Raw genomic sequence first — 26,767 nt, 5'->3', positions numbered from 1 at the left:
GCCCGGCGTTCAGAAACGCTCGTCTTCGCGCAGGTAGCGCCATTGCCCCAGCGGCAGGTCGCCCAGCGCCACGCGCCCGATGCGCACGCGCTTCAGGCCCACCACTTTGAGGCCGACCAGTTCGCACATGCGGCGGATCTGGCGTTTCTTGCCTTCGCGCAGCACGAAACGCAGCTGGTCGCTGTTCTGCCAGCGCACCTGCGCCGGGCGCAGCGGCTTGCCATCGAGCGACAGGCCGTGGTTGAGCAGCGCCAGCCCGTTCTCCGACAGGCTGCCCTGCACCCGCACCAGATACTCCTTGTCCACGCTGGAGTCCTCGCCGATCAGGTGCTTGGCGATGCGCCCGTCCTGCGTCAGCACCAGCAGGCCCTGCGAATCGATGTCCAGCCGGCCGGCCACCGCCAGCCCGTCCAGGTGGCCGCGCTCGAACCGGCGCGGTTCGCGGTCGCCCGCATAGCGCGACCGGGCGTCGATCAGCGCGACCGCGGGCGTATAGCCTTTTTCGGCCTGGCCCGACACATAGCCCACCGGCTTGTTGATCAGAATCGTGACGCGCGCGGTCTGGCGCGCCTGCGCGGCGCGCTCCAGCGTAATGACCTGATCGGGAAAGGCCCGGGCGCCCAGCTCGGACACCACCACCCCGTCCACGCGGACCCAGCCGCGCTCGATATAGGCGTCGGCCTCGCGGCGCGAACACAGCCCACGCTCGGACATGAGCTTGGAGATACGTACTTTTTCCATGGGCGGCATTGTAAGCGCAGGCCCGAGGCGGCCAAACCCGGTCCAGTGCCCGCATCGCTTGCAATCCTTGACGGTTGGCCGCTAGCGATACATTGCTACACACTGTAATCTTTTCCGACACAACATTTGCTGCATCCGTTCCACGGTCTCACCCGTCTATGCCCGCAACCCTGCTTGAATGGTCCGTGCCCGCGGCGATCCTGATGTGCGCCATCGGACTCTGGGCCGCGCGCATGGTGGGCTTCAATACCGTCCGGTGGGGCAGCGCCCTCGCCTGCCTGGGCACCGGGTACGCCGTCATGCTCGTGCCGGCCAACGCGCTTTCCCCTTACAAACAAGTGGTCGAGGACGCGTTCATTCTGGGCGGCGTCATATTGGCCTGTCGCGCGCTCCAGAGCCGTCGCCGCGCACCGCCCTCTCCCTACATCGATATTGCGGTCCTGCTGGCCTCGACGGCGATGGTGATCGTCTCGGTCGTCCTGTTCTCCAGCGCAAAACTGGAGACGTTCTTCGTCCAGGCCTGTTGCGCGCTCGTGATCTGGCGGGCCACTGTCTCCTTTGCAAGGCAGGTCGCGACCACGTCGGACAAGGTGCTCACCGCCGCGTTTCTCTTCATCGCGCTGGTGCTGACCGGACAGTGCATCCTGTATATCGCCGCGCCGACGCCTGTCGCCATGGACGAATGGAGGACGTCCGTCTGGGGAACCCTGATCCAATACACGGGGCTGCTGGGGAGCATCGTCCTGACGTTCGCGGTGTTCATCGCGACGAGCTACGACGCCATAGAGAAATACCGCCAACAAGCCCATACCGACGCGTTGACAGGCCTGCTGAACCGACAGGGCCTCGATGGTCTTTTCACCACCGTCGCCAGGTCCGCCACGCCGACCGCGTTGATCATGGCGGACATCGATAATTTCAAGCGCATCAACGATGTCTTCGGGCATCCGTTTGGCGACATGGTGCTGGCGCGATTTGGCGGCCTGCTCAGAACGGCGGCAGAGGCAGGGAATTTCGCCGCCCGGCTGGGCGGAGAAGAGTTCCTGGTGCTGCTGCCGGGAACCAGCCTGGAGCGCGCCGCCGCAGTCGCCGAGGAGATCCGCGCGAACTTCGTGGCGCAGCGCTGGACGCCGCACGCGCCCAATTCGCGTTTCACGGCCAGCATGGGCGTGACGCTGGTGCAGGCGGGGGAACCGTTGGCCCACGCCTTGAAGCGCGCGGACGACCTGCTCTATGCGGCAAAGCGGAAAGGACGGAACTGCACGGTCGCCGGCGCCGCGCTTGGCCTGTCCGCGCCGGTCGACGCGGGTAATTACCTATGAAAACGGCGCGCCGCGTGCCGTATCGATACCGATAAGGTTCTCAATTATTTCGGGGAGGATTTGCCGTGGTCGCAGCGAGTTGCAATGGCGCGGGGTGGTCGAAATGGATAATCCTGGTCGCCTCCGCGACCGGCTTCGCAACCGCCTCGAACGCTCAAACAGTCTCCGGTACGGGGGACGTGCAGCCCGGGACGGTCCAGACGCCGGACTGGTCTGTCGGGGGCGATCTGATCGTTGGCAATTCCCTCACCGGGACCTTGACCATCAGCGATGGCGGAACCGTCCGCAACGACTGGGCATTCATAGGCAATCTCAATGGCGGCGTGGGCACGCTGACGGTGTCAGGCCCGTCGACCTGGACCAGCCTCGGCCCGGTATATGTCGGTACCGACCCCGGCAGTAACGGCACGCTCCGCATTCTGAACGGAGGCGTGGCGCAAAGCGCATCGGGCAGCATCGGCTCCGCCGACGGCAGCATCGGAAGCGTCGTCGTTTCCGGACCGGGGTCGGCCTGGAACCTCGCTCCGGTCAGCGCGTTCGACATCGGCGGGGCCGGCCGCGGCACGCTGCAAATCGACAACGGCGGCGCCGTGCATAGCGGTCAGGGGATCATCGGCTGGGACGCCAGCGGCGATGGACGCGTCACGGTATCGGGCCGCGCATCGGTCTGGGCCCCTCTGAACAACATCTACGTCGGTTTCTACGGAACCGGGGATCTGCGCGTCCAGGATGGCGCCGCCGTGCACACCGAAGGCTCGACCGGGCCCGGCGCCGCGGCGACGGTCTACATCGGGACAGGCGCAGGCGGCGTCGGCACGGTGACCGTATCCAGCGCGACGGCCGACATCTCGACGCTCTCGGCAAGCGACCGCATCGAAGTCGGCTCGGAAGGCACGGGCGCCCTCACGATCGAAAAAGGCGGGCTGGCGGTTGCAGCGAGCAATACGTGGGTCGCCATTGCCGGCACCGCCACCGGCACGCTGAACCTGACCGGCGATGGCAGCGGCCGCGGCGTGCTGGAAACCGGCTCCGTGATCAAGGGCGCCGGCAACGCCGCCTTCAACCTGGATGGCGGCGTCCTGCGCGCCAATCGTGACGAACGCGACTTCCTGAAAGGCTTCGCCACGCAGGCCGTGGGCGGCGAAGGCGCATGGTTCGACACGAACGGACACGACGTCGGCGTGACGACCGCTTTCTCCGGAAGCTCGCGCTTCACCAAGCTGGGCGCGGGCACGCTGACCTTGTCGGGCAACAGCGCCGCGTTCACGGGGACCACCGATGCCCAGGCCGGAACGCTGCAGGTGGATGGCACCCTCGGCGGACCGGTCAATGTGTTCGCGGGCGCGCGGCTCACCGGCACCGGGCGCGTGGGCGCGACGGCCAATCGGGGCACGATCGCGCCGGGTCCGCGCAGCGGCTTCGGCACCCTGACGATCGCCGGCGACTATGCGGCGCAAGGCGGCAATCTGGAAGTCCGCACGCGGCTTGGCGCCGACGATTCGCCGACGGACAAACTGGTGATCACGGGCGACAGCGCCGGCACGACGCCGGTCACGGTGAAGAACATGGGAGGCGTTGGCGCGCAGACCCGGCGAGGCATACAGGTCGTGCAGGTCGATGGCGTCTCGGCGGGACAATTCGACCTGGCCAACGGCGACTACGTCATCGCGGGGCGTCCGGCGTTGGTGGCGGGCGCCTATGGCTATGTGCTGCAACAGGATCAGGCTGACGGCGGCTGGTATTTGCGGTCGTCCCTGACCGATCCAGGCTCCCCGCCGACCGATCCCGGCGCGCCCCCTACCGATCCCGGGGCGCCGCCGGCCGGCCCCGGCGCCCCGCCCGCCGGCGGCGGTTCGCCGGGCGCGGAGCCTCCCCTGCTTTATCAGCCCGGCGTGCCGGTCTATGAAGCCTATGCCAATACGCTGCTTCACCTGAGCCGGTTGCCCACCCTGCGCCAGCGCGTCGGCAATCGCGTCTACGATCCCGCGGACGCGCGCCGCAACGGCGTATGGAGCCGCCTGGAGGGCACGACGAGCCGGCTCGAACCTTCTGTGTCCACCACGGGCGCGCGGCAGGACATCGATAGCTGGAAGGCGCAATTCGGCGTTGACCGCGTCCTGGCCGGTCAGGCAGAGGGCTCCCGTCTGGTGGGCGGCCTGGCCTTTCATTACGGCAAGGCCGACACGCGCGTGTCGTCGGCGTACGGCGACGGCGCGATCGACACCACCTCCTATGGCCTGACGCCGACGCTGACCTGGTACGGCGACAATGGCGTCTACCTCGATACCCAGGCCCAGGCGGCGTGGTTCGACAGCGACCTCGATTCCCGGCTGGCCGGCACGCTGAAGAAGGGCCGCAAAGCCCAGAGCTACGGGCTGGGCGTCGAAGCGGGCAAGGCTTTCGGATTGGCAGAGGGACTCTCCCTGATCCCGCAGGCGCAACTGACATACGCCGCGACCCGCTTCGACAGCTTCAACGACAAGTTCGGCGCGCATATCGAAAGCGACAAGGGCGACAGCTTGCTGGGCCGCCTCGGCATCGCGCTGGACTACAAAAGCAATTGGCAAACAGCCGGCGTGAACAGGTCATCGAACGTCTACGGCGTCGTCAACGTGAAACATGAATTCCTGGATGGAACGCGTGTGCGCGTGGCCGGCGTGCCGGCGGCGAGCCGTATGGCGCGAACCTGGGGCAGCATGGGAGCGGGAGCGGACTACCGTTGGGGAGAGCGCTACGCGATCTACGGCCAGATCGACGTCGATGCGGACTTTTCGGGCAGCTATATTGCCACCGCGACAGCGGGTTTCAGGATGATGTTCTAGGGCTGGACAGGCTGATGGGCGCGCGCACCAAACCCTGTGACCCACCGCTGTTGGCATAATACGCAGCCATGACAAGCCTAGCAGTCCTTTCCCCTCCCCTTGCCCCGGGCTGGCTGGCGGCCGCCCCGCCGCTGTTGCCCGCCGCCATGCGGCACTGGTTGTTCCGTCCCGGCGCGCTGACCGCCGGCCTGCGCCAGGTCGGCCAGGTCCGCCTGCGGGTGCTGGCCGAGTACGCCGACGGCGCGCCGGCCGACGAGGCGCGCGCCATGCGCATCGCGCCCGGCAGCCCGGTCTGGGTGCGTGAAGTCCTGATGTCGATCGACGGCGTGGACAGCGTGCCGGCCCGCAGCCTGACGCCGCTGACGGCCTCGCACGGCGCCTGGCAGGGTATGCGGCGCCTGTCGACGCGGCCGCTGGCGGACATGCTTTATCACGACCGCACCGTGATCCGTTCGCCCTTCGCCTGCCGCCGCCTGGCCGCGCCGGTGCCGTTTTATGCGACAGCGCTGCGGGCGCTGGGCGTCGCGCGCCACGATATCGGCGCCGCCGGAGTCTGGGCGCGGCGCTCGGTGTTCTGGCGCATGGGCCAGCCGCTGCTGGTGGCCGAGTGCTTCCTGCCCGGCTTCTGGACGCTTACCGCCGGGCGCACGCCCCCGCCCCTGCAGGCGCATCAACGCACGCCGGGCGCGCGCTGAGGCGCACCCGGCGCTATCGCGAAAACACCGAGGGCGCGGATTCGATGCGGTTGCGCCCGAGCTGCTTGGCGTTGTAGAGCGCGCGATCGCTGCGGCTCAGCGCCAGTTCGGCGGCTTCGTCCATGGTGTGCATGGTGGATATGCCGATGCTGACGGTCAGCGGAATGTGCCGCCCGCCGGCCTGAAACGGGGCGTCGGCGATGCGCTGCTGCACCCGCGCGGCGAAGGCGTGGGCGCGCTCCATGTCGGTATCGGGCAGCACCACGGCGAACTCCTCGCCGCCTATGCGCCCCACCAGATCCACGGCCCGCAGCTGGCCGCGCAGCGTATTGGCGAAGTGGCGCAGCACGCCGTCGCCGATCGCATGGCCCCAGGTGTCGTTGATCTGCTTGAAATGATCCAGGTCGCACATCAGGACGGCGGCGCAATCGCTGTTCTGCCGCTTGATCCGGGCCAGCTCCGCCTCGATGCGCGACATGAAGTGGCGGCGGTTGGGCAAGGTGGTCAGGGCGTCGGTGGCGGCCAGTTCGCGCAGCTCGAAATCGGCGCGCTTGCGGTCGGTGATGTCGGTGACGAAGCCGTGCCAGACCACCGAGCCGTCGGGCGCGGTGCGCGGGCTGGCGTCGCCCTGGCGCCAGCGCAGGCCCTGGCGCGGCAGGCAGACCCGGAACTCCTGGTGCCAGTGCGTGCGGGCGGCGGCGGCGGCCTGCAGCGAAGCGTGGTAGGAGGGCAGGTCGTCGGGGTGGACGCGCTGCTCGATGGCGGCCGCGCCTTCCTGGACGTCCTGGGGCGTCAGTTCGAACATGTCCCAGATGCCTGCGCTGACGTAGAGAAAGCGCGCCGGTCCGCCCTCGGACCGCTGGCCGCACTGGAACACCATGCCGGGCACGGCGTCGGTCAGGTTCACCAGCAGGTCGGCCGTGCGCTGCAGCCGCTCCGACATGGCCCGCATGGCGCTGATGTCGGTGGTGGTTCCCATCATGCGCAGGGCCCGGCCCTGCGCGTCGCGGCTGACGACCTTGCCGCGGCTGCAGATCCATTTGTAGCTGCCGTCCTTGCAGAGGATGCGGTGCTCGACCTCGTAGCTTTCGGTCTTGCCCTCGAAATGCGCCTGCATGGCCGCGCGCACGTAGTCGGCGTCGTCGGGGTGCAGGCGCTTGTACGCATCCTCGATGCGGTTGGTGAGTTCGGATTCGCCGTAGCCCAGCAGCGCTTTCCAGCCGGCCGAATACGTGATCTCGCCGGTCACGACATTGCGGTCCCAGACGCCGGTGCCGCTGCCGGCCACAGCCATCGACAGGTTGCGGGCCTCTACGCGCCAGCTGTCTTCGGCCGCCCGTTCGGCGGCCAGCGCCCGGCGCTTTTCGACCGCCGCGGCCGCCAGCGCGGCGTAGTCTTCCAGGGACTGGCGGTCTTGCGGGCCGAATTCGCGGGCCTGCCCATGCAGCAGCCGGAACGTGCCCATCTGGCGGCCATCCTCGTCCAACAGCGGGCATTCTGCGGCGAAAGCGGGTTGTGCGGCCGCGGGCGGCGCGCCGGCCTGGGCCTGCCAGAGGCCGTCGGCGTCGCTGCAGGCCACCAGCACCATGTCCACGCCGAACTGGCGCCGGGCCAGCCGGGCGAGCCGGTCCAGCGGGCCGTCCGGCTCGGGCTGCGCCTTGCCCGTGCCGGCGGCGGGCGCGGGACCAGGTGCGCAAGGAAAATCACCTGTAGCAGGCATTTCGGACCATCGCAGCAAGTTCATCGACGCGGTCATGTGCCGGCCGCGGATGACATTTTGTCACGTCCAGCACCAAAATGGCATTGTTTTACACGTTGCGCCGTTCGCGCCGCGATGGCCCCGTCCGCGGGGCGGGGAACGTCGTTAACGCCAGACTTCCGGCTCGATGCTGACTTCGCCCTTGTCGGCCGAGAAGTACACCACGCCGTCCGAGATATTGGCGTTGAGCTGCATGGTGCGCTCGGCCAGCCTGGCCAGGGCCTTGGCCTGATCCGATGGCAGGTTGACGACCTTCAGATTGCGGGTGCGCTCCAGCTTGTTCTTGACGCCGTCCCACCAGATCTTGCTGGCCGAGCCGCCGTAGCAGTAGACGATCACCTCTTCGGCGCGGCCGCAGGCCCGCAGGATGCGGCGCTCTTCCGGCTGGCCGACTTCGATCCACAGCTTGACCGCGCCGGTCAGGTCCTTGGCCCACAGGTCGGGTTCGTCGGTCTCGCTCAGGCCCTTGGTGAAGCTCAGGTCCTCCTGCGCATGCAGGGCGAAGGCAACCAGGCGCACCATCATGCGCTCGTCGGTCTCGGAGGGGTGGCGGGCCACCGTCAGCGCATGGCTGCCGTAATAGTGGCGGTCGGTGTCGGCGACGTTGAGTTCGGCCTTGTAGATCGTGGCGCGCAGGGCCATGGCGGGAATCCGTTGAATGAAGCGTATGACTGAAGGCCGCCATGATACCGCCTGCGGGCGCGCGCCCGCGGCGGCGCTACACTGGCTTTTGCCGCGGCGCCCGCCGCCCGCTTCCTTCCGAGCCGCCCATGACCGCCACCGCCGCCCTGCTCGCCTTCACCCTGGCCGCCGCCATCCTGACCGTCACCCCCGGCATGGACAGCGCGCTGGTGCTGCGCACCGCCGCCGTCGAGGGCGGCCGGCGGGCCTTCATGGCGGGCCTGGGCGTGGCCACGGGCTGCCTGGTCTGGGGCGCGGTCGCCGCCTTCGGGCTGGGCTCGCTGCTGCTGGTCTCCAGCCTGGCCTACGACACGCTGCGCATCTGCGCGGCGCTGTACCTGTGCTACCTCGGGCTGCGGCTGCTGTGGGGCAGCTTCAGGCGCGGCGGCGGCATCGCCGAAGCCGGACTGCGGGCCGCGCCGGCGTCGGCCCCGGCGGCCAGCGCCGGCGGCTGGTTCGTGCGCGGCTGCCTGACCAACGTGCTCAATCCCAAGGTCGGGATTTTCTACATCACTTTTTTGCCGCAGTTCATCCCCGCGGGCGCCGACGTGCTGCGCTTCAGCCTACTGCTGGCCGCGATCCACGCCGTGCTGGGCGTGCTGTGGTTCGCCCTGCTGGTGGCCGCGACCCGGCCGCTGGCGCGCTGGCTGTCGCGGCCGGCCGTGATGCGCGGCCTGGACCGCATGACGGGCGCGGTCTTCATCGCGTTCGGATTAAAGCTGGCGCTGGAGAAGCGCTGAGGGCGCGCGTCAGTCCTCCGCCGGCCCGTGGCAGGCGACGCACAGCTTGTTGCCGTCCGGGTCGCGGAAGTACGCGCCATAGTAGTTGGCGTGATATTGCGGCCGCAGGCCCGGGGGGCCCTCGCAGCGGCCGCCGTGTTCGAGCGCGGCCCGGTGCGCCTGGCGCACGGCTTCTCGCGATGGCGCCATGAAAGCCGTCATCTGCCCGTTGCCGGGATGCGGCGCCCGGCCATCGTACGGCCGGCAGATCACGAAGTACGGACGCTGGCCGCCCGCGCTATGCCATCCCGCCCAGGGGCGGTGCCGGTCCAGGAATCGCAGCTCCAGCCCCAGAGTGTCCATCAGCGCGGTGTAGAAGCCCAGCGCGCGCTCGAAGTCGGTGACGCCGACGAATACGTGGGAAAACACGGTATGGCTCCTTGGTGGACTGGCATACGCCCATGCCTCAATACACTCCTACCGGATGCTGCGCCACGAAATGCCCCTCGCCCACCGCCACCAGCGGCCGGACCAGCGGGTCGTCGCCCAGCTTGCGCACCGGGCTGGGGATTTCGTCGACCAGCAGCGAGCGCTCGCGGTGGCGGCGCTGGGGATCGGCGATGGGTACGGCCGCCATGAGCTTCCTGGTGTAGGGATGCTGCGGGTTCTCGAAGATGGCGCGGCGCGGGCCGATTTCGACGATCTGGCCCAGGTACATGACGGCCACCCGGTGGCTGACGCGTTCGACCACGGCCATGTCATGCGAGATGAACAGGAACGACACGCCCAGCTCGCGCTGCAGGTCGAGCAGCAGGTTGACGATCTGAGCCTGGATGGAGACGTCCAGCGCCGAGACGGATTCGTCGGCGATCACGACCTTGGGGTTGAGCGCCAGGGCGCGCGCGATGCAGATGCGCTGGCGCTGGCCGCCGGAGAACTCGTGCGGATAGCGGTCGATCATCTCGGGCAGCAGCCCGCATTTGTCCATCAGCCAGCGCACCCGGTCCTGCGCTTGCCGGCCGCGCGCCACGCCGTGGATCAGCAGCGGCTCCATGATGGAATAGCCCACCGTCATGCGCGGATCGAGCGAGGCGAACGGGTCCTGGAAGATGAACTGGATGTGGCGGCGCAGCGTCTGCATGGCGCCGCCGCGCAGCGCGCCGATGTTCTGGCCGTCGAACTCGATGGAGCCGCTCTTGCTCTTGACCAGCTGCAGCAGCGAACGGCCGGTGGTGGTCTTGCCGCAGCCGGATTCGCCCACCAGCGACAGGGTTTCGCCGGGATATAGGTCGAAGCTGACTTTCTCCACGGCGTGCACGCGTTTCTGGACCCGGCCGAATATGCCGCCGGTGATGTCGAAGCTGGTGGTCAGGTTGCGCACTTTCAGCACCGGGCCGTTGTCGCGGCGCACGGTGGAGGCCGCCGCAACCGGCTGGCTCGCGGCGGGTTCCGGCGCCGGCGCGTCCACGCGCAACAGCGGGAACGGCGCGGGCTCGTCGGTGCCCTGCATGGCGCCCAGGCGCGGCACGGCCGACAGCAGCGCGCGCGTGTAGGCGTGCTGCGGGCGCGCGAAGACCTCGTCCGAACCGCCCTCTTCCACCTTGTCGCCGCGGTACATGACCAGCACGCGGTCGGCGACCTCGGCCACCACGCCCATGTCGTGGGTGATGAAGATGACCCCCATGTCCATTTCTTCCTGAAGCTGGCGGATGAGCTGCAGGATCTGGGCCTGGATGGTGACGTCCAGGGCCGTGGTGGGCTCGTCGGCGATCAGCAGCTGCGGCTTGCACGAAAGCGCCATCGCGATCATGACGCGCTGGCGCATGCCGCCGGACAGCTGGTGCGGATAGCGGTCCAGGATGGCGCGGGCCTCCGGGATGCGCACGCGCTCCAGCATGCGCAGGGTCTCGGCGCGCGCCGCGGCCGCGTCCAGGCCCTGGTGCAGCTGCAGCGCCTCGGCGATCTGGCTGCCGGCCGTGAAGCTGGGATTGAGCGAGGTCATCGGCTCCTGGAAGATCATCGCCACGTCCGCGCCGCGCACGCGCTGCAGCAGCGAATCCGGGGCGTTGAGCAGGTCCAGCACCTCGCCGTTGCGCCGGCGCAGCAGCATGCCGCCGTTGACGATGCGCCCGCCGCCGTATTCCACCAGGCGCATCAGCGCCAGCGAGGTGACGGACTTGCCCGATCCGGACTCGCCGACGATGGCCAGGGTTTCGCCGCGGTCGACGTGGAAGGAGACGCTGCGCACCGCTTCCACGGTGCGCTCGGGGGTCTTGAAGCGCACGGTCAGGTCGTTGACCTGGACGACGCGTTTGGGGTCCATGGTTGCCATATCGATTACTTGTCCTGGCGCGGATCGAGCGCGTCGCGCAGCCCGTCGCCCAGCAGGTTGAAGCCCAGCACCGCGAGGAAAATGGCCGACCCGGGGAAGATGGACATCCACGGCGCCTGGGTCATGAAGTTCTTGGCCGTGTTGAGCATCGAACCCCAGGACGGGTTGGGCGGCTGCAGGCCCAGGCCCAGGAAGGACAGGCTGGCCTCGGCGATGATGGCGGTGGCGATGGTGATCGTGGCCTGCACGATCAGCGGCGGCATGACGTTGGGAAACACGTGCCGGGCGATGATGCGCAGGTCGGAGGCGCCCAGCGCGCGGGCGCTCTGCACGTAGTCCTCGTTCTTGACGGCCAGCACCTGCCCGCGCGTCAGGCGGATGAACTTGGGCGCGGCCGACACGCCGATGGCGATCATGGCGTTGGTCAGGCTGGGGCCGAGAAAGGCCGCCAGCGCGATGGCCAGGATCAGGAAGGGAATGGCCAGCAGCGCCTCGGTGGCGCGCGAGATGACGCTGTCGGTCCAGCCCCCGAAATAGCCGGCGGCCAGGCCGAACGACACGCCCGCGACCAGGGCGATCAGCACCGACACCAGGCCCGCCATGAGCGAGGCGCGCGCGCCGTAGACCATGCGGCTGAAGATGTCGCGGCCCAGCTCGTCGGTGCCCAGCCAGTAGGCCGCCGACGGCGCCTTGCGGATGGTGGTGAAGCTGGTCTGGAACGGATCGTGGCTGGCGATCAGCGGCGCCAGCGCGGCCAGCGCCACGAACACCAGCACGATGCCCAGGCCCAGCATGGCGATGCGGTTGCGTTTGAACTTGGCCCAGGCGCGATTGCGGCTGCGGGGCGGCGTGACGGCTGCGGCCGTTGCAGGAAATGCGCTCATGAGTGCCTCAGGCGGGGATTGACCAGGATGTACAGGATGTCGGCCAGCAGGTTCATCACGATGAAGCCCACCGCGACGCAGAGCACCACGCCCTGCACCACCGCGTAGTCGCGCGTGAAGACCGCGTCGACCACCAGCTTGCCGAATCCCGGGATCGTGAAGACCTGTTCGGTCAGCACGGCGCCGGCCAGCAGTTCGCCGAACAGCAGGGTCACCAGCGTGACGATGGGCATGAGCGCGTTGCGCAGCGCGTGGCGCAGCACCACGCTGCGCGGCGACACGCCCTTGGCGCGTGCGGTGCGCACGTAGTCGGCCGACAGCGCCTCCAGCATGGCCGAGCGGGTATGGCGCATCAGGTAGGCCGCGATCGCCGTGGACAGCACCAGCGCGGGCATCAGCATGGTCTTCATCGAGAGCCAGAAGTCCTCGGACGGCGACACGTAGCCCGAGGCCGGCAGCAGCCGCCACTGCACCGACACCACCATGATGAGAATGATGCCGAGCCAGAAATTGGGGATGGACATGCCGGACAGCGCCGCGATGTTGGCGCCCATCTCGATGGGCTTGCCTTTGCGCACGGCGGCCAGGATGCCCATGGGGATGCCGATCAGCAGCGCGAAGAACATGGCCATCGCGGCCAGTTGCAAGGTGACGGGCAGCTTCTGGCCGATCAGCGTGGTGACGGGCACGTCGGTGCGCAGCGATTTGCCCAGGTCGCCCTGCAGCACCTGGCTGGCCCAGGCCGCGTACTGCGCGGGTAGCGGATCGTTGAGCCGGTATTTTTCGCGCAGGTAGTCCAGGACGGCCGGGTCGCGTTCTTCTCCGGCCAGCGTCAGCACGGGATCGCCGGGCAGGATTTTTTGCAGCATGAAAACGATCATCGACACCAGTATCAAGGTCGGTATCGCGACGATCACGCGGCGCAGGATGAGTTTGAGCATAGGAAAACCGGGAAACGGGAGCAGCGGCAGGCGCTTGCCGCGGAGCTTGCGGCTGCCACAAAGAATAACCGGACGCGCGCTGCGCGTCCGGCTCGGGCGGCCTCGGACAGCCGCCCCGCGGTCACTTCTTCGCGAAGCTCACGCCCTTGAGACGGACCATGCCGTCCGGATAGGGCGTAAAGCCCTGGACCTTCTTGGCCAGCGCGAACGGCCAGGGCTGGTAGTAGTTGTAGACCCCGGGCAGCTCGTCCTGCAGGATGGTCTGCGCCTGGTCGTAGATCGCCTTGCGCTTGGCCGTGTCGGGCACGGTGCGCGCCTCGTTGAGCAGCTTGTCCACTTCCGGATTGCAGTAATGGCCGTCGTTGAGCGCGCCCTTGCAGGTGACGAAGGCGTGGATGTTGCCGTCCGGATCGACCCGGCCCGACCAGCCCAGCATCACGATCTGGAAGTTGCCGCCGGACGCCTCTTTCTGCAGCGCCGCGTACTCGGTGGGACGCAGCGACAGGTCGAAGCCGGCCTCGGCGGCCATGGCCTGGACGATCTCGGCGATGGACGAGGTAGTGGTGTTGTTGCCGAACACGAGTTCGGCCTTCACCCGTTCCAGGCCGGCCTGCTTGAGCAGGGCCTTGGACTTGGCGACGTCGCGCTGGGTCGGCGGGAACTTGTCGCTGTGGTAGGGGCTGGCCGGCGGGAACGGCTGCTGGGCCGGCTCGAAAATGCCGCCGCCGGCGACTTCGCTGATGGCCTTGCGGTCGATGGCGTACTGGAACGCCTGGCGCACCAGCTTGTTCTTGAACGGATTGTCCTCGGCGCGCTTGCCGTTGGCCACGTTGAACATGAACTGCTGGAAGCCCAGGCCGGCTATCGGCGCGAAGGTCAGGCTGGCGTCGTTCTTGACCTGCGGCACGTCGGAGGGGTTCAGGCGCTCCAGCATGTCCAGGTCGCCGGCGCGCAGGTTGGACAGGCGCACCGTGGTGTCCGGAATGGGCAGGAAGGTGACGCGCTCGAACGCGAAATCCTTGGCGTCGTAGTACTGGTCGAACTTCTCCAGCACGATGCGGTCGTTCTGGATGCGCTCGACAAACTTGTACGGGCCCGAGCACACCGGCTTGCGCCCCACCGCCGCCACGTCGTCGGTGAAGGTCTTGGGCGAGAGCATCATGCCGGCGCGGTCCGACAGCTGCGCCAGCAGCGTGGCGTCGGGTTTCTTCAGCGTCAGCACCAGCGTGGCGGCGTCCGGCGCCTCGACCTTCTCGACCGAGGCCAGCTCGCCCTTGCGCAGGCTGTCCGGCAGGCTCATGGCGCGTTCGAGGTTGGCCTTGGCCGCGGCGGCGTCGAACTTGCTGCCGTCATGGAACAGCGCGTCCTGGCGCAGCTTGAAGGTCAGCACCTTGTTGTCGGGGCTGAACGACCACGAGGTGGCCAGTTGCGGCACGAACTGCAGCTTGGGATCGATGTCGATCAGCTTGTCGCACAGCGAGGTGAAGACGATGCGGCCGACGTAGGTGCGCGCGCGGTGCGGGTCCAGCACGTCGGGATCTTCCTGCAGGCCGATCCGCATGTTCTGCGCGCCGGCCGCGCCGGCGGCCAGCGCCAGCAGGCTGGCGCCCAAGGTCAAGGTCAAGCGTTTCATTGTGTTTTTTCCCCTTGTGTCGGCGCGGGCGTACGCGCCGCGTACGCCCGCGCTGGTTCAGAAGCCCACGGCCTGGCCGTCGCGCCGGCTGTCGCTGGCGGCCACGTAGCCCAGCTCGTTGTCGCTTTCGGACATGCGCCAGATGAACTGGCCCGCGCCGAAGTCCATGTAGGGATCTTCGACGGACTTCAAAGCATGCCCGAGGTCTTTCAGGCCCGCAACCGTCGCGGCCTTCATATTGGTCTCGATGTCCAGCGTGAAGTCGCGGTTGACCTTCCAGCGCGGCGCGCAGCAGGCGGCCTGGGGGTTCTGGTGGTAGTCGATCATGCGGACCACGGTCTGCAGGTGGCCCTGGGGCTGCATGTCGCCGCCCATCACGCCGAAGCTCATGACGGGCTTGCCGCCCTGGGTCAGGAAGCCCGGGATGATGGTGTGGAACGGACGCTTGCCGCCTTCGACCACGTTGGCCGACTGCGGGTCCATCGAGAAGCCCACGCCGCGGTTCTGCATGCTGATGCCGGTGCCCGGCACCACCACGCCCGAGCCGAAGCCCATGTAGTTGGACTGGATGAACGAGATCATCATGCCGCTCTCGTCGGCGGCGGTCAGGTAGATGGTGCCGCCGGCGTGCGGACGGCCGGCCTCGAAATGCGTGGCGCGGTCCAGGCGGATCAGCTTGGCGCGGCTGTCCAGGTAGGCGTCAGACAGCATCTGCTCCGGCGTGACCTGCATGGAGCGCGGATCGGACACGTACTTGTACAGGTCGGCGAAAGCCAGCTTCATGGCTTCGATCTGCACGTGCTGCGACTGCACCGAATCGACCGGCATGCCGGCCATGTCGAAGCGCTCGACGATGCCCAGCGCGATCAGCGCGGCGATGCCCTGCCCGTTCGGCGGGATCTCGTGCAGCTCGTAGCCGCGGTAGGACTTGGAGATCGGCTTGACCCACTGCGGACGGTAGTTGCGCAGGTCTTCCAGCGTCATGGCGCCGCCGCACTCCTTGCTGAAGGCGGCGATGCGCTCGGCCAGCTCGCCTTCGTAGAAGTCGCGGCCCTTGCTGGCGGCGATGCGGCGCAGCGTGTAGGCGGCGTCCGGGAAGCGGAAATGCTCGCCCACCTTGGGCGCGCGGCCCTCGGGCAGGAAGGCCTGGGCGTAGCCGGGCTGGTCCTTGAGTTCGTCGGCGGCGGCCGCCCACTTGTGCGCCACCACCGGCGGCACGGCGTAGCCGCGCTCGGCGACCTCGATGGCGGGCTCGAACAGCTGCTCGAACGGCAGCTTGCCCAGCTTTTCATGCAGCGCGGCCCAGCCGGCGACCACGCCCGGCACCGTCACGGCGTCCCAGCCGCGCTTGGGCTGGACGGCCAGGCCGTTGGGGCCCACGCCGTGCCTGCGCTTGAAGTACTCCACGTTCCAGGCGGCCGGCGCCACGCCGGAGGAGTTCAGGCCGTGCAGCTCCTTGCCGTCCCAAACGATGGCGAAACAGTCGCCGCCCAGGCCGCAGGACACGGGTTCGACCAGGACGATGGTGGCGGCCGCCGCGATCGCGGCGTCCACGGCGTTGCCGCCCTTGAGCAGCATGCGCAAGCCGGCCTGCGCCGCCAGCGGATGCGACGTGGAGACCACGTTGCGGGCGAACAGCGGGATGCGGACGGAAGGATACGGGTTGCCCCAGTCGAAGGCTTTCATGGTGCGAATCTCATAACGGGTTGGTGTGCATGGACCCAGGCGAAAGTACTCTTGTGATCTAATTAAATCAATTTGATTTTTTGTTCCGTCATAAAAAGTTTTTTTATGAGTACGATCCGCTTCCTACGGACGTTCCTGGCGGTGGCGCACCACGGCTCTTTCTCCGAAGCCGCCGAGCAGGTGGCCCTGACCCAGGCGGCCGTCAGCTTCCAGATGCGCTCGCTGGAGGCGGAACTCGGCCGCGAATTGTTCGACCGCAGCGGCCGTCTTGCCATTCTTAACGCAGCCGGCCGCGAATTGCTACCCGAAATCAAGCATTTGCTGGATCTGTACGACCGCATGCGGCGCCCGCCCACCGTGCCGGGCGAACTGGCCGGCTCGGTCGCGGTGGGCAGCATCGTGTCCTGCATGGGCACCTTGTCCAAGGTGGTGTCGGGCCTGAAGAAGGTTCATCCCAAGCTGGACGTGCGCATCCTGTCGGGCAAGGCCAGCGAGCTGGCCGGCAAGGTCGAGGACGGCGAACTGGACGCCGCCTTCCTGGTCGAGGCCGGCCGCAAGATGGCCAGCACCCGCTGGACCCCGCTATATGAAGAAGAACTGGTCGTCATCGCGCCGCGCTCGGCGCGCGGCGCCGACGCGCGCCAGGTGCTGGCGGCCAACCCCTTCCTGCGTTTCGACCGGACCCAGCGCACCGGCCTGCAGATCGACCGGCTGCTGCGGCGCCTGGCGGTGCCGCTGAACGAATTCCTGGAACTGAACGCGATCGAGACGCTGGTGGAACTGGTGCGCCAGGAGGTCGGCGTCACCCTGCTGCCCCTGATCCACGGCTCCAACTGGCAGCAAAGCCCAGAACTGCGGATCCTGCGGCTGCCGCCGGACCTGGGCCCGATGGCGCGGGCGATCGGCATGCTGGAACGGCGCGAACACGCCCGCCAGGGGATTACGGCGGCGATCTGCGCGGGATGCGCGACGGCGTTTCGCGGGAGCGTGGGGCCGACGGCCGCCTGACGACGGCCGACGGCCCCGCGCCTGGCAACCCCTACAGCGCCATCGCCGGATCGGTCACCGACGGCCTGCCGGTTTCCACGCGGCCGGCGAAGCGGCGCAGGTAGGCCGGGTCTTCGGCCAGGCGCGCCGTGAAGTCGTACCAGCTGTGGCTGTCCGCCAGCGCCCAGTGCTGCTCGACCTCGCCGCCGGCGGGCACGGTGAACTTCCAGCGCTCGTGGTTGGCGTAGTAGGCGTTGGGCGCGACTTCGAAGGTGCACGCGCTCTTGCCGCCGTTGATGAAGCTGACGTAGACGTCGCCGTTGGCCACGTCGTAGCAGACGCGGATCTCGGCGGCCAGCTCGGACGTGCGGGCCAGGGCCAGGTCGCCGGCGAAGTGGCGGTGGTAGCCGTTAGGCCCGAGCACCCACAGGTCGTACTTGCCGCCATCGGCCGCCGCGTCCCAGCTGCCTTCGAGCTGCTTGCCCGGCTCCACCGTGTAGCGGCGCGGCAGGCGGTCCAGGTTCAGGCGGTCATAGACGTGAAACACCGCCGCCTGCTTGCCGGTATTGGCGAACACCAGGCGCATGGCGCCCATGGCGGGCTGCGCGCGGGCGCTGGTGTGCAGCTCGTAGGGCAAGGGGCGCGAATGGCGCATGCCCGGCTCCTGCACCGGCCTGGCCTGGGTGCTGGGGTCCGGCAGCGGCACGGCGTTCAGGGCTTCCTGCGCGCGGCGCTTGTCGTCGGACTCGGAACGGGTCTGCAGGTTCAGGTTGGGCAGCTTCTCGTCATTGGGGTTGACGAAGTTGAAGGCCGAGGTCAGGTCGCCCAGCACCGCGCGGCGCCACGGGCTGATGTTGTCTTCGGCCACGCCGAAGCGCGCTTCCAGGAAACGCAGCACCGAGGTGTGGTCGAAGGCCTGGGAGTTGACCCAGCCGCCGCGGCTCCACGGCGACACCACATACATCGGCACGCGCGGGCCGGGACCGTAGACCCGGCCGTCGGCCGCGTCCTGGGCCGAGGGACGCGTGTGGCGGTCGAGGTCGGTGTTGACGGTGGAGGCGCCGGCCATGGAGCCGTCCGGGTTCAGCGAAGGCGCGGCCGGCGGCGGCACGTGGTCGAAGTAGCCGTCGTTCTCGTCGAAGTTGATGAGCAGCACGGTCTTGCTCCAGACCTCCGGATTGGCGGTCAGCGCGTCCAGCGTCTCCTGGATGTACCAGGCGCCCTGGATCGGACTGGACGGGCCGGGGTGCTCCGAATAGGTGGCCGGCGCCACGATCCAGGACACCTGCGGCAGCGTGCCGTTGGCCGCGTCCTCGCGCAGCGCCTGTAGGAAGCCGCCGTCCGGCATGGTGTTGGCCACGCCCTTGTAGAGCGGATTGGCCGCGTCGTCCGACGGCGCCCAGGCCGGGTAAGGCGAGCCGTTGGCGTTGTTGCCGGCCAGTTCGTTGGCGCGGCGGAAATTGCGAAAACCCGCCAGCGAGTTGTCGGTGAAGTTGTCGGGCAGGTTCTGATAGACCTTCCAGCTCACGCCCGCTTCCTGCAGGCGCTCGGGATAGGTTTTCCAGTTCCAGCCGGTGGACGAGGCGCCCAGCGAATCCCATTGGTTGCGGGTGGAGGGGCCGTTGCCCTGGGCCAGCGGATCGTTGGTGCCGGTCCAGAAGAACAGTCGGTTGGTGTTGGTGCCGCCGTGCGAGGAGCAGTGATAGGCGTCGCACAGCGTGAAGGCCTCGGCCAGCGCGAACTGGAACTGCACCTCTTGCTTGCGGTAGTAGCCCATGGACTGGTTCTGCTTGTAGCGCGGCCATTGGTCCATGCGGCCGGCGTCCCAGGCCATCTGGGCGTCCAGGTAGTCGTGCGGGGTGCCGGCCACGCGCTGGGCGTTGCCCTGCGTGCTGTCCAGGTGATACGGCATCACCACGCGCGCGCCGTTGCTCTGCTCCCAGACCGAGCGGTTCTCGGGCAGCGGGATGGTGATGCGGTCGCCGAAGCCGCGCACGCCCTTGAACGTACCGAAGTACATATCGAAGGAGCGGTTTTCCTGCATCAGGATCACCACGTGCTCGACGTCGTTGATGGTGCCGGTGCGGTTGTTGGCCGGGATGGCCAGTGCGCGGCGGATGGCCGGCGGGAACATGGACAGCGCGGTCAGGCCGGCGGTCGAGGCGGCGGCGGTGCGCAGAAAGCGGCGCTTGCCGGCGTGGACCTGGTCTTTATCGGACGTCACGGTTTTTTTCCTATGTGTTGGGTGGGCTGGCGCGGCTCAGGGCGCGCAACGCAATTCGGGCTTGGCCGGCGTGGGCGGCACGGGGGTCGGCGTTTCCGGCTGGCCGCCGGTGCCGGGAGGCTCGCTGCCGCCGCTATCGCCGTCATCGCCGCCGCAGGCGGCCAGCGTGGCGCTCAGCATCAGCACCGCGCCCAGGCGCAGGAACCCGCGCAACATCGTGGATTGGTTCATCGTTTTCTATCCTTGGAACATCAGGGAAACAGTTCGGAGACGGACTTGCCGGACATGGCCAGGGACTTCACTTCGTCTTCCGTGAGCGCCCGCGACCAGAAGGCCAGGTCGTCGAAATACATCGTGTAAGGGCCGTTGGAATACGTGCCGCGGCCGTCTTCGTTCAGGCCCAGGTGCGGGCCGTAGACGCCGGCGATCTGGCCGAGGTCCACCGCGCCCGTGCTGATGGTGCGAGAGGAAAAACCCAGCTCGCTGTCGTAGACCGACGCGGTCATGGTGCGGGCCGTCTTGTCGATCGTCATCGCGATGTAGACCGGCTTGTTGGGCGTGAACTTCACGCCGTTGATGTCGACCCGCCGGCCGCCGCCGGCCAGGTTGAAATACAGCACCGGGCCGGACCATTGCGCGATGGTGATGCCGGGATTGCCGCCGGAGTTGTAGTCCTTGTTGCCCACGATGGAGCGGTCATTGGCGGCGCCGTCGGACTGGTACCAAAAGCCGATGGTGAAGGCCTGGACCGCGTCCAGCTTGCCGGCCGGATAATCCAGCTTGAAGGCGCCCAACGGCGCAGCGCTGCGCTCGTTCTTGAACATCTTGCCGAACACGCCCACGTCGGCATAAGCCGGCGCCTGGGCGCCGTCGAACGGCGTGATGGCGCCGCCGCCGGCGGCCACGTCGGTAAGATTGCCTTCGAACGGGAACAACATGGTCAGCTCGGTACGCAGCGAGGCCAGCAGCTCGGGCGGCTTGACGTAGTTCACCGTGGTGCGCGCCGCGGTCGTGGACTCGCCCAGGGTCACGCTGTAGGTCACCTCGTGCAGGCCCGATGCGTCGAAGACGAGGTTCTCGTCCACGTACCCGGTGTCCGCGCCCGGCACACGCGCGATCTCGACGCCGTCGCGGCGGATCACGGCGTCTGCGGTAGGTTCGCCCACGCGTGTCCAGTTGAGCGTGACGCTCTTGTTGTTGATGGCCGTGCGCGCCGACAGGTTGCGCAGTACCAGCGTGTCGGAAAGCGGAGTGCCCGCCATGTCGTAGCCGGCCGCAGGCGGCAGCGCGCCCAGGTGCTCCAGCACCGTGGGCGCCACGTCGGCCGCGCTGGGCAGCGCATACCAGTTGTTGTCCCACAGGCCGTCGACGACGGCGTCGTCGGCGTTGCCGCCCAGCAGCGACGGCTGGTTGGCCGCCAGCACGATGGTCTTGGTCGACGAGAACGGACGGCTGTCGACGACGCCGTTCTGGGTCAGGCCGTAGCTGGAGGCCACGACCACCAGCCAGTTCTCGCCGGGATGCTCGGCCTTGCGGTCGGCGATCTGCCGGGTCAGTTCGCCGATGGCGCTATCGGCCTGGCGGATGGCCGTGTCGTAAGCGCCGCCGAATCCGGATTCCGAGGCCACGCGCGCCGGCGCGCCGAACTGCGCCACCACCACGTCATAACCTTCGGCGATGCGGTCGCGCGCTTGCGTGGCCACGCAATCGTCGCCGCCCGCGCAATCGGTCAGGGCCTGCAGGCTGCCGTCGTCGCGGTCCTTGGCGAGCAGCCCGGCGACCACGCTGGAATTGAACGCCGCGGCGGTGCGCGCCTCGGGCCTTGCCGACTTCACGCGCTGGAACAGCGTGGGCGTCTTGATGGGCTGGGCCTGTTCGGAGAAGCGCACGCCGTGCTGGTCGGCCCACTGGCCGGTCAGCAGCGTGGCCCAGCCGGGCGCGGGCAGCGTGGGCTGCTGCGTGGGCGCGCCGGTCACGCCGCCGGTCCAGGCGCGGGTGACGGTGAGCTGGCCGATGTTGGACAGCGACCGGTCGGCCACGCCGCGGCGCATCGCGTCATAGGTCAGGCCGTCCACGCCGATGAACAGCACCTTGTCGGCGCGGGTCTGGTCGGGCTCGGTCACCGGCGGCTGTGTGGGCGGCGTGGTCGGCGCCGTGGTCTCTTCGCTGTCGTCGTCGCTGCCGCCACAGCCGGCCAGGACACTGGTCGCCAGCAGCGTGGCGCACCATCTTCTCCAATCGCGTATCTGCATGCTCTTCTTCTTGCCTCATGAGCGGGGTTTGTGTTGCCGCACATGGTGGCCGGCGAACGTGAACCGGCCGTTAAGCAAGCAGGAGAAAGGCTGATCGACGGATCAGGATTTTTTTTGTGTCATGAAACCCCGCTATAGTCGGCGCATCGATTCATGGCCTCGCCATCACCCATGCCCCTGTCCCTGCGTTTCGCCCTGCCCGCCGCGCCCGCGGCGCTACGTATCGCCGCCATCCTGGCGCTGGCCGCCGGCATCGGCGTGTGGGCGTCCATCCTGCTCGCGCCGCAGCCGGCCTCGCTGCCGCCGGCCGTGTCGGCCGCCGCCGCGCCGCGCGCCGTCGACAACGGCCCCGTCGCGCTCTGGTTCGGCAAGGACGAGGCGATGCGCACGCAGATCAGCGTGCTGGGCGTGATCGCGGCGGGGCCGGACGGCGCGGCCGTGCTCAGCATCGACGGCGGCCCGCCGCTGGCCTGGCGCGTCGGCGACGAAGTCGCGCCCGGCATCGTGCTGCGCGAGGTCGCGGCCGAAACGATCACCGTCGAGCAGGCCGGGCGCGCCAGCCGCCTCCCGGCCCCTGCGGCGCCGCCCGCGCCCGCGGGCATCGTGCGGGCCAACGGCTGAAAACCCGCCCGCCAATATTGCTGTCATATTTCATGACCACAATCCTCCGCTTCTACTGAAGACCGGAGTTCAAAGTGCGTCAGTTTCCGCGCGGGCCAGCCCGCCAGCAGGGTTTCACCCTCATCGAGATCATGGTGGTGATCGTGATCATGGGGATTCTTGCGGCGTTGATCGTTCCCCGCGTGCTCGACCGTCCCGACCAGGCCCGCCAGGTCGCCGCGCGCCAGGACATCGCCGGCGTGATGCAGGCGCTCAAGCTCTACCGCCTGGACAACGGCCGCTATCCCACCACCGCCCAGGGCCTGCGCGCGCTGGTCGAAAAGCCCGAGGGCGCCAACAACTGGCGCGGCTACCTCGACAAGCTGCCCAACGACCCCTGGGGCCATCCCTACCAATACCTGAGCCCCGGCGTCAAAGGCGATATCGACGTGTTCTCGTTCGGCGCCGACAACAAGCCCGGCGGAGAGAACGGCGATGCCGACATCGGCTCCTGGGAACTCTGAACGCGGCTTCACGCTGGTCGAAGTCCTGGTCGTGCTGGTGATCGTCGCCATCGCGGCCAGCATGGTGAGCCTGTCCGTCGGCCGCGGCGAGAACCCGCTGCGCAACGACGCCCAACGCCTGGCCGACGCCTTCTCGGTGGCCCAGAGCGAGGCGCGCAGCGACGGCCGCCCGATACGCTGGCTGGCCGGCGCCGAAGGCTGGGCCTTCGAGCGCCGCGGACGTTCCGACAACATCAGCGCCGAGGAAGACGCGCCCCTGCCCGTGGACCGGCTGGAGCGCGACGCGGTGCTGCGCCCGCGCGCCTGGTCGGCCGGCCCGGTGCAGCTGCAGCTCGCGCCGGACCGGCCGCTGGTCTTCAACACGGAATGGGTCGCCGCGCCCATGACGCTGACCTTGCGCGCGGCAGGCGCGCAGGTCGTGCTCCAACGCGACGCCGCCGGACGCTATGAGATCCGCTGAACCGCCCCGCCGCCCGGGCCGCGAACGCGGCTTCACGCTCATCGAGGTGCTGGTGGCGCTGGCCATCATCGCCGTCGCGATGGCCGCCGCGCTGCGCGCGACCGGCGTCATGGCGGCCAACAACCGCAACCTGCAGGACAAGACGCTGGCGCTGCTGGCGGCGCAGAACGCGCTGGCCCAGCTGCGCCTGGAGCAGACGCTGCCGCGCGCCGGCACGCGCAGCATGCCGTGCGCCCAGGGCGGCCGCGCGCTGCAATGCGAACTGGAGTTCACCAATTCGATGAACCGCAGCTTCCGCCAGGTGGCCATCCGCGTGCGCGACGCGTCCTCGCCGCGGCCCGACGCCGTCCTGCTGCAGCTCGACGGCCTGTTGTCCGGCGTGCGCTAGCCATGCGTAGACCGCTGCGATCCCAGGCCGGCTTCACGCTGATGGAAGTGCTGGTGGCGCTGGCGCTGATGGCGCTGGTCAGCCTGATGGCCTGGCGCGGCCTGGCCAACGTATCCAACGCCCGCGACCGGATCGAGGAACAGACGCAGGATATCGACGCCATCGTGCGCGCGCTGGGCCAGATCGCGCGCGACGTGGAGCTGTCCTATACCGGGCCTGCGTTCGAGCCGGCCGGCCAGGACGCGCAGTCCTACACCGCCGGCCTGCGCCTGCTGCGCCGCGCAAGCGGCGGCCAGACGCTGGAGCTGCTGCGCCCCGACCCCGACGGCAACGGCCTGTGGCAGCGCGTGCACTGGCAGGTCCGCAAGGACGGCCTGTGGCGCGCCAGCGGGCCGTCCGCGGCGCGCGGCCCCCTGCCCGCGCCGGACGGCGGCGTCCTGCTGCTGCCGGGCGTGCGCGCGCTGGAACTGCGCGCCTGGGTACCGGGCACGGGCTGGGTCGACAGCAACGCCAGCCTGGCGTCGCCGCCGGCCGGCATCGAGATCACGCTGGAACGCGGCGCGCCCCAGGCGCCGCAGCGCTTCAGCCGCATCCTGGAGCTGCCATGAGCCCGTCCGCCCGCGAACGGGGCGCGGCGGTCATCAGCGCGCTCATCATCGTCGCCATCGTGGCGGCGCTGACCACCAGCCTGTTCCAGCGCCAGACCGCCAGCACGCGGCGGGTCGAGAACGAGCTTGCCCGCGTACAGGCCCGCGCCATGCTGGCCGGCGGCATCGACTGGGCCAGGCTGGTGCTGCGCGACCACGGCCGGCGCGAAGCGGTCACGCGCGGCGACCAGATCTGGGCCACGCCCATCCTGGACACGCGCATCGAACGCCCCGGCGACGAGCGCGTGGCGGTGTTCGCCGGCCGCATCGAGGACGAACAGGGCAAGTACAACCTCTACAACCTGGCCAGCAACGGCGTGCCGCAGCCGCAGCAGGAAGAGGTGCTGCGCCGCCTGCTCAAGCTGCTGCAGCTGCCCGACGCGCTGGCCGCGCAGATCATGGACATCATCGCGGCCGCGCAACCGCCGGCCCCGGCGCCCGACGCCGCCGGCGCGCCCGCCGCCGCGCCCCATGCCCGCGCGCCCCTGCCGCGCGGCGTGGACGAGATCGCGGCGCTGCTGGCGTTGGACCCACCGGCGCGCGCGGCGCTGCGCCGCACGATGACGGTGCTGCCGGCGGCCACGCCGGTCAACGTCAACACCGCGCCGCCCGAGGTCATCGCCGCGCTGGTGCAGGGCATGTCGCTCAGCCAGGCGCAGTCCCTGGCCGGCGAGCGCGACCGCGGCAACTGGTTCAACAATGCCGGCGACTTCGCCAACCGCCTGGCCGGCACCGGCGTCGAGACCGCCGCGCCGACGGTGGCCACCAAGAGCGACTGGTTCATGGCCAGCGGCACCGTCGCCTACGAACGCGCGCGGATCTCCATGCAGGCCCTGATGCGCAGCGCCCCGCCGGCCGCGCCCGACACCCTATGGACAAGAGAAAACCCTTGAAGAACATGCTGCGGATCGCGCTGCCCGCCCTGGCCGAGTTCGGCGAGGACTCGCCCCTGCCCTACGCCTGGTTCGACCGGCGCGGCCGCTGCGCGCGGCAGGGCGAACTCGCTTTGCACGCGCTGGGCCACGCCTATCCGCAGGCCGCCTGCGAAGCCGTGCTGCATCCGGCGGACGTGATCGCCACCAGCGTGCAGATCCCGGCCGTGCCGCGCGCGCGCTACGCCGCCGCGGTCCACGCCGCGCTGGAGCCGCTGGTGCTCAGCGACCTGGACGCCCTGGCGATCGGCTTTGGCCCGCGCGCCGCGGACGGCCGCGTCGAACTGGCCTGGGCGGCGCGCGAACCCGTGCGCCGCGCGTGGAGCCTGTTGAACGCCCAGGGCCTGCGCGTGCAGGCGCTGATCGCGCCGCAGACGCTGGGCGCCGACGCGGGGCCGCTGCGCGAACCGGCCGATCCGCGCTGGCAGGCACCCTCGCCTTCGTGGTCGCTGGCCATGCCGCAGCTGGCGCCGGCGCGCGCCTCGCGCTGGCGCGGCGTCTGGCGCTGGGGCGCGGCGGCCGCCGCGGTATGGATAGGCGGCCTCAATCTTTATGCGTCGCAACTGCGCGCCGAAGCCGACGCGCTGGAGGAAGGCATGCGCCGGCAGGTGCTGGCCGCCTTCCCGGAGCTGCCCGTGCTGCTGGACCCGGCGCGCCAGGCGCGGCAAGGCCTGGACGCGCTGCAGGCCGACCGCGGCGCGCACAACGCCGCCGACTTCCTGCCGCTGGCCCGGGCCGCGGCCCAGGCGCTGCCTTTCGCGGCCGACAAGGTGGCGCGCCTGGGCTACGCCGACCAGGCGCTCACGCTGCAGCTGGCCGACGCCGGCGAGCAGTCGCAACGCGTCGCCGAAACTCCCGCGCTGATCCAGCAGGCCGCCGCGCTGGGCCTGAAGCTGGAACGCACCGACTCCGACCACACCTGGCGCATCCTGCGCGCCCAGCCATGAATACGTTCTCGCACCGCCTGCATGCCGCCTGGCAATCCGCCCGCAAACCCGTGGACCCCTTGCTGGCGCGCGCGCGCCAGCGCTACCAGGCGCTGGCCCCGCGCGAACGCCGGCTGCTGGCGGGCGCTGCGCTGCTGCTAGGCGCGGCGCTGGTGTTCGTCACCCTGATAGAGCCGCCGTTGAACACGATGCGCAAGCTCCACGCCGAACTGCCCGCGCTGCGCGCGAAGGCCGCCACCGTCGCCGACCTGACCGCCCAGGCCCAGGCGCTGCGGCGGCGCGCCGCGGCTCCGGCCGCCGCCCTGCCCGCGCCCGCCGAGCTGGGCGCGTCGTTGGAACGCGCCGGCCTGCCCGCCGCGCAATCGACGCTGGGCGAACCCGAAGCCGGGCCCGGCGTGCTGCTGACCCTGAAAGAAGCGCCCGCCTCGGCGCTGCTGCGATGGCTGGACGGCGGCGCCCGCGACTGGGGCCTGGCGGTGCAGCAGGTCGAACTCACGCGCGCGGCCAATGCCTACGGGCGTCCGCTGCCGGGCCTGGTCAATGGCAAGGTGGTGCTGGTCTTGCCCGCGGCGGCGAAAGGCGGGAACTGAC

General features: G+C 69.2%; 25 protein-coding genes. 13 read left to right on the top strand and 12 right to left on the bottom strand.

The window, feature by feature from the left end; genetic code table 11:
- Nucleotides 1-9: 9 nt before the first annotated feature.
- Nucleotides 10-741, bottom strand: coding sequence for a pseudouridine synthase (locus C1I89_RS00465; protein ID WP_102771801.1), 732 nt, complete (start codon nt 739-741; stop codon nt 10-12).
- A 158-nt stretch (nt 742-899) separates the two neighbouring features.
- Between C1I89_RS00465 and C1I89_RS00460 the strand changes: the two genes are divergently transcribed.
- The 3 genes from C1I89_RS00460 (at nt 900) to C1I89_RS00450 (ending at nt 5,580) form a co-directional block, all read left to right on the top strand.
- The gene (locus tag C1I89_RS00460; protein ID WP_102770866.1) at nt 900-2,063 is read left to right on the top strand and encodes a GGDEF domain-containing protein; all 1,164 of its coding nucleotides are present in this window, start codon (nt 900-902) and stop codon (nt 2,061-2,063) included.
- Between the two features lie 65 nt (nt 2,064-2,128).
- The gene (locus tag C1I89_RS00455) at nt 2,129-4,885 is read left to right on the top strand and encodes an autotransporter family protein (protein ID WP_440130608.1); all 2,757 of its coding nucleotides are present in this window, start codon (nt 2,129-2,131) and stop codon (nt 4,883-4,885) included.
- Between the two features lie 68 nt (nt 4,886-4,953).
- A complete protein-coding gene (locus tag C1I89_RS00450) occupies nt 4,954-5,580 on the top strand; it encodes a chorismate--pyruvate lyase family protein (protein ID WP_102770864.1) in 627 nt (208 codons plus the stop codon).
- A 13-nt stretch (nt 5,581-5,593) separates the two neighbouring features.
- Here the strand turns inward: C1I89_RS00450 and C1I89_RS00445 are convergent, their stop codons facing one another.
- Together C1I89_RS00445 and C1I89_RS00440 are read right to left on the bottom strand one after the other, a co-directional pair.
- Complete coding sequence (locus C1I89_RS00445; protein WP_102770863.1) at nt 5,594-7,300, bottom strand: sensor domain-containing diguanylate cyclase; 1,707 nt, start codon at nt 7,298-7,300, stop codon at nt 5,594-5,596.
- A gap of 144 nt (nt 7,301-7,444) precedes the next feature.
- Nucleotides 7,445-7,981 carry a YaeQ family protein gene (locus C1I89_RS00440; protein WP_102770862.1) on the bottom strand — a complete coding sequence of 179 codons (537 nt, stop codon included), beginning with the start codon at nt 7,979-7,981 and terminating at the stop codon, nt 7,445-7,447.
- 128 nt (nt 7,982-8,109) lie between these two features.
- On the opposite strand from C1I89_RS00440, the gene C1I89_RS00435 reads away from it, so the two are divergent.
- A complete protein-coding gene (locus tag C1I89_RS00435; protein WP_102771800.1) occupies nt 8,110-8,760 on the top strand; it encodes a LysE family translocator in 651 nt (216 codons plus the stop codon).
- Nucleotides 8,761-8,769: 9 nt separating this feature from the next.
- On the opposite strand, the gene C1I89_RS00430 is transcribed toward C1I89_RS00435, so the two are convergent.
- The 6 genes from C1I89_RS00430 to ggt all read right to left on the bottom strand — a co-directional run bounded on the left by C1I89_RS00430 (nt 8,770) and on the right by ggt (nt 16,215).
- Nucleotides 8,770-9,168 (bottom strand): VOC family protein, encoded by a 399-nt coding sequence (locus tag C1I89_RS00430; protein WP_102770861.1) that lies wholly within the window; start codon nt 9,166-9,168, stop codon nt 8,770-8,772.
- 37 nt (nt 9,169-9,205) lie between these two features.
- Nucleotides 9,206-11,062 (bottom strand): dipeptide ABC transporter ATP-binding protein, encoded by a 1,857-nt coding sequence (locus C1I89_RS00425; protein WP_102770860.1) that lies wholly within the window; start codon nt 11,060-11,062, stop codon nt 9,206-9,208.
- Nucleotides 11,063-11,076: 14 nt separating this feature from the next.
- Nucleotides 11,077-11,955, bottom strand: coding sequence for an ABC transporter permease (locus C1I89_RS00420; protein WP_102770859.1), 879 nt, complete (start codon nt 11,953-11,955; stop codon nt 11,077-11,079).
- Nucleotides 11,952-12,896: an ABC transporter permease gene (locus C1I89_RS00415; RefSeq protein ID WP_102770858.1), complete on the bottom strand. Its 945-nt coding sequence runs from the start codon at nt 12,894-12,896 to the stop codon at nt 11,952-11,954. The genes C1I89_RS00420 and C1I89_RS00415 overlap by 4 nt, the downstream gene beginning before the upstream one ends.
- 121 nt (nt 12,897-13,017) lie before the next feature.
- Nucleotides 13,018-14,529, bottom strand: coding sequence for an ABC transporter substrate-binding protein (locus C1I89_RS00410; protein ID WP_102770857.1), 1,512 nt, complete (start codon nt 14,527-14,529; stop codon nt 13,018-13,020).
- A 57-nt stretch (nt 14,530-14,586) separates the two neighbouring features.
- Entirely contained in the window at nt 14,587-16,215 is a 1,629-nt protein-coding gene (gene ggt, locus C1I89_RS00405; RefSeq protein ID WP_102770856.1) for a gamma-glutamyltransferase, read from the bottom strand.
- Between the two features lie 105 nt (nt 16,216-16,320).
- Here ggt and C1I89_RS00400 point away from each other — a divergent pair, with 105 nt between their 5' ends.
- Entirely contained in the window at nt 16,321-17,223 is a 903-nt protein-coding gene (locus C1I89_RS00400; RefSeq protein ID WP_102770855.1) for a LysR family transcriptional regulator, read from the top strand.
- Between the two features lie 31 nt (nt 17,224-17,254).
- On the opposite strand, the gene C1I89_RS00395 is transcribed toward C1I89_RS00400, so the two are convergent.
- The 3 genes from C1I89_RS00395 to C1I89_RS00385 are packed head-to-tail and all read right to left on the bottom strand — an operon-like array spanning nt 17,255 to nt 21,678.
- Nucleotides 17,255-19,426, bottom strand: coding sequence for a phosphocholine-specific phospholipase C (locus tag C1I89_RS00395; protein WP_102770854.1), 2,172 nt, complete (start codon nt 19,424-19,426; stop codon nt 17,255-17,257).
- Between the two features lie 36 nt (nt 19,427-19,462).
- Nucleotides 19,463-19,657 carry a hypothetical protein gene (locus tag C1I89_RS00390; protein WP_102770853.1) on the bottom strand — a complete coding sequence of 65 codons (195 nt, stop codon included), beginning with the start codon at nt 19,655-19,657 and terminating at the stop codon, nt 19,463-19,465.
- Nucleotides 19,658-19,677: 20 nt separating this feature from the next.
- Nucleotides 19,678-21,678, bottom strand: a complete 2,001-nt coding sequence (locus tag C1I89_RS00385; protein ID WP_102770852.1) for a LamG-like jellyroll fold domain-containing protein — start codon at nt 21,676-21,678, stop codon at nt 19,678-19,680.
- 171 nt (nt 21,679-21,849) lie between these two features.
- Between C1I89_RS00385 and C1I89_RS00380 the strand changes: the two genes are divergently transcribed.
- The 8 genes from C1I89_RS00380 to gspM all read left to right on the top strand — a co-directional run bounded on the left by C1I89_RS00380 (nt 21,850) and on the right by gspM (nt 26,766).
- The gene (locus C1I89_RS00380; protein WP_102771799.1) at nt 21,850-22,299 is read left to right on the top strand and encodes a general secretion pathway protein GspC; all 450 of its coding nucleotides are present in this window, start codon (nt 21,850-21,852) and stop codon (nt 22,297-22,299) included.
- A gap of 74 nt (nt 22,300-22,373) precedes the next feature.
- Nucleotides 22,374-22,802 (top strand): type II secretion system major pseudopilin GspG, encoded by a 429-nt coding sequence (gene gspG / locus C1I89_RS00375; protein ID WP_102770851.1) that lies wholly within the window; start codon nt 22,374-22,376, stop codon nt 22,800-22,802.
- On the top strand, nt 22,774-23,262 hold the full coding sequence (gspH, locus tag C1I89_RS00370) for a type II secretion system minor pseudopilin GspH (RefSeq protein ID WP_102770850.1): 489 nt from the start codon (nt 22,774-22,776) through the stop codon (nt 23,260-23,262). The genes gspG and gspH overlap by 29 nt, the downstream gene beginning before the upstream one ends.
- Nucleotides 23,249-23,650 (top strand): type II secretion system minor pseudopilin GspI, encoded by a 402-nt coding sequence (gene gspI, locus C1I89_RS00365; RefSeq protein WP_102770849.1) that lies wholly within the window; start codon nt 23,249-23,251, stop codon nt 23,648-23,650. The genes gspH and gspI overlap by 14 nt, the downstream gene beginning before the upstream one ends.
- A 2-nt stretch (nt 23,651-23,652) precedes the next feature.
- Complete coding sequence (locus C1I89_RS00360) at nt 23,653-24,258, top strand: PulJ/GspJ family protein (RefSeq protein ID WP_102770848.1); 606 nt, start codon at nt 23,653-23,655, stop codon at nt 24,256-24,258.
- Nucleotides 24,255-25,190 (top strand): type II secretion system minor pseudopilin GspK, encoded by a 936-nt coding sequence (gspK, locus tag C1I89_RS00355; protein WP_102770847.1) that lies wholly within the window; start codon nt 24,255-24,257, stop codon nt 25,188-25,190. Before C1I89_RS00360 ends, gspK begins: the two co-directional genes overlap by 4 nt.
- Complete coding sequence (locus tag C1I89_RS00350) at nt 25,169-26,176, top strand: GspL/Epsl periplasmic domain-containing protein (RefSeq protein WP_181390863.1); 1,008 nt, start codon at nt 25,169-25,171, stop codon at nt 26,174-26,176. Before gspK ends, C1I89_RS00350 begins: the two co-directional genes overlap by 22 nt.
- A complete protein-coding gene (gene gspM / locus C1I89_RS00345; protein WP_102770845.1) occupies nt 26,173-26,766 on the top strand; it encodes a type II secretion system protein GspM in 594 nt (197 codons plus the stop codon). The genes C1I89_RS00350 and gspM overlap by 4 nt, the downstream gene beginning before the upstream one ends.
- Nucleotide 26,767: the final 1 nt, after the last annotated feature.

Origin of the sequence: Achromobacter pulmonis (assembly GCF_002885955.2) — a bacterium.
GTDB classification, from domain to species: Bacteria; Pseudomonadota; Gammaproteobacteria; order Burkholderiales; family Burkholderiaceae_B; genus Achromobacter; species Achromobacter pulmonis_A.
This window is presented reverse-complemented; position numbering and strand designations above follow the sequence as displayed.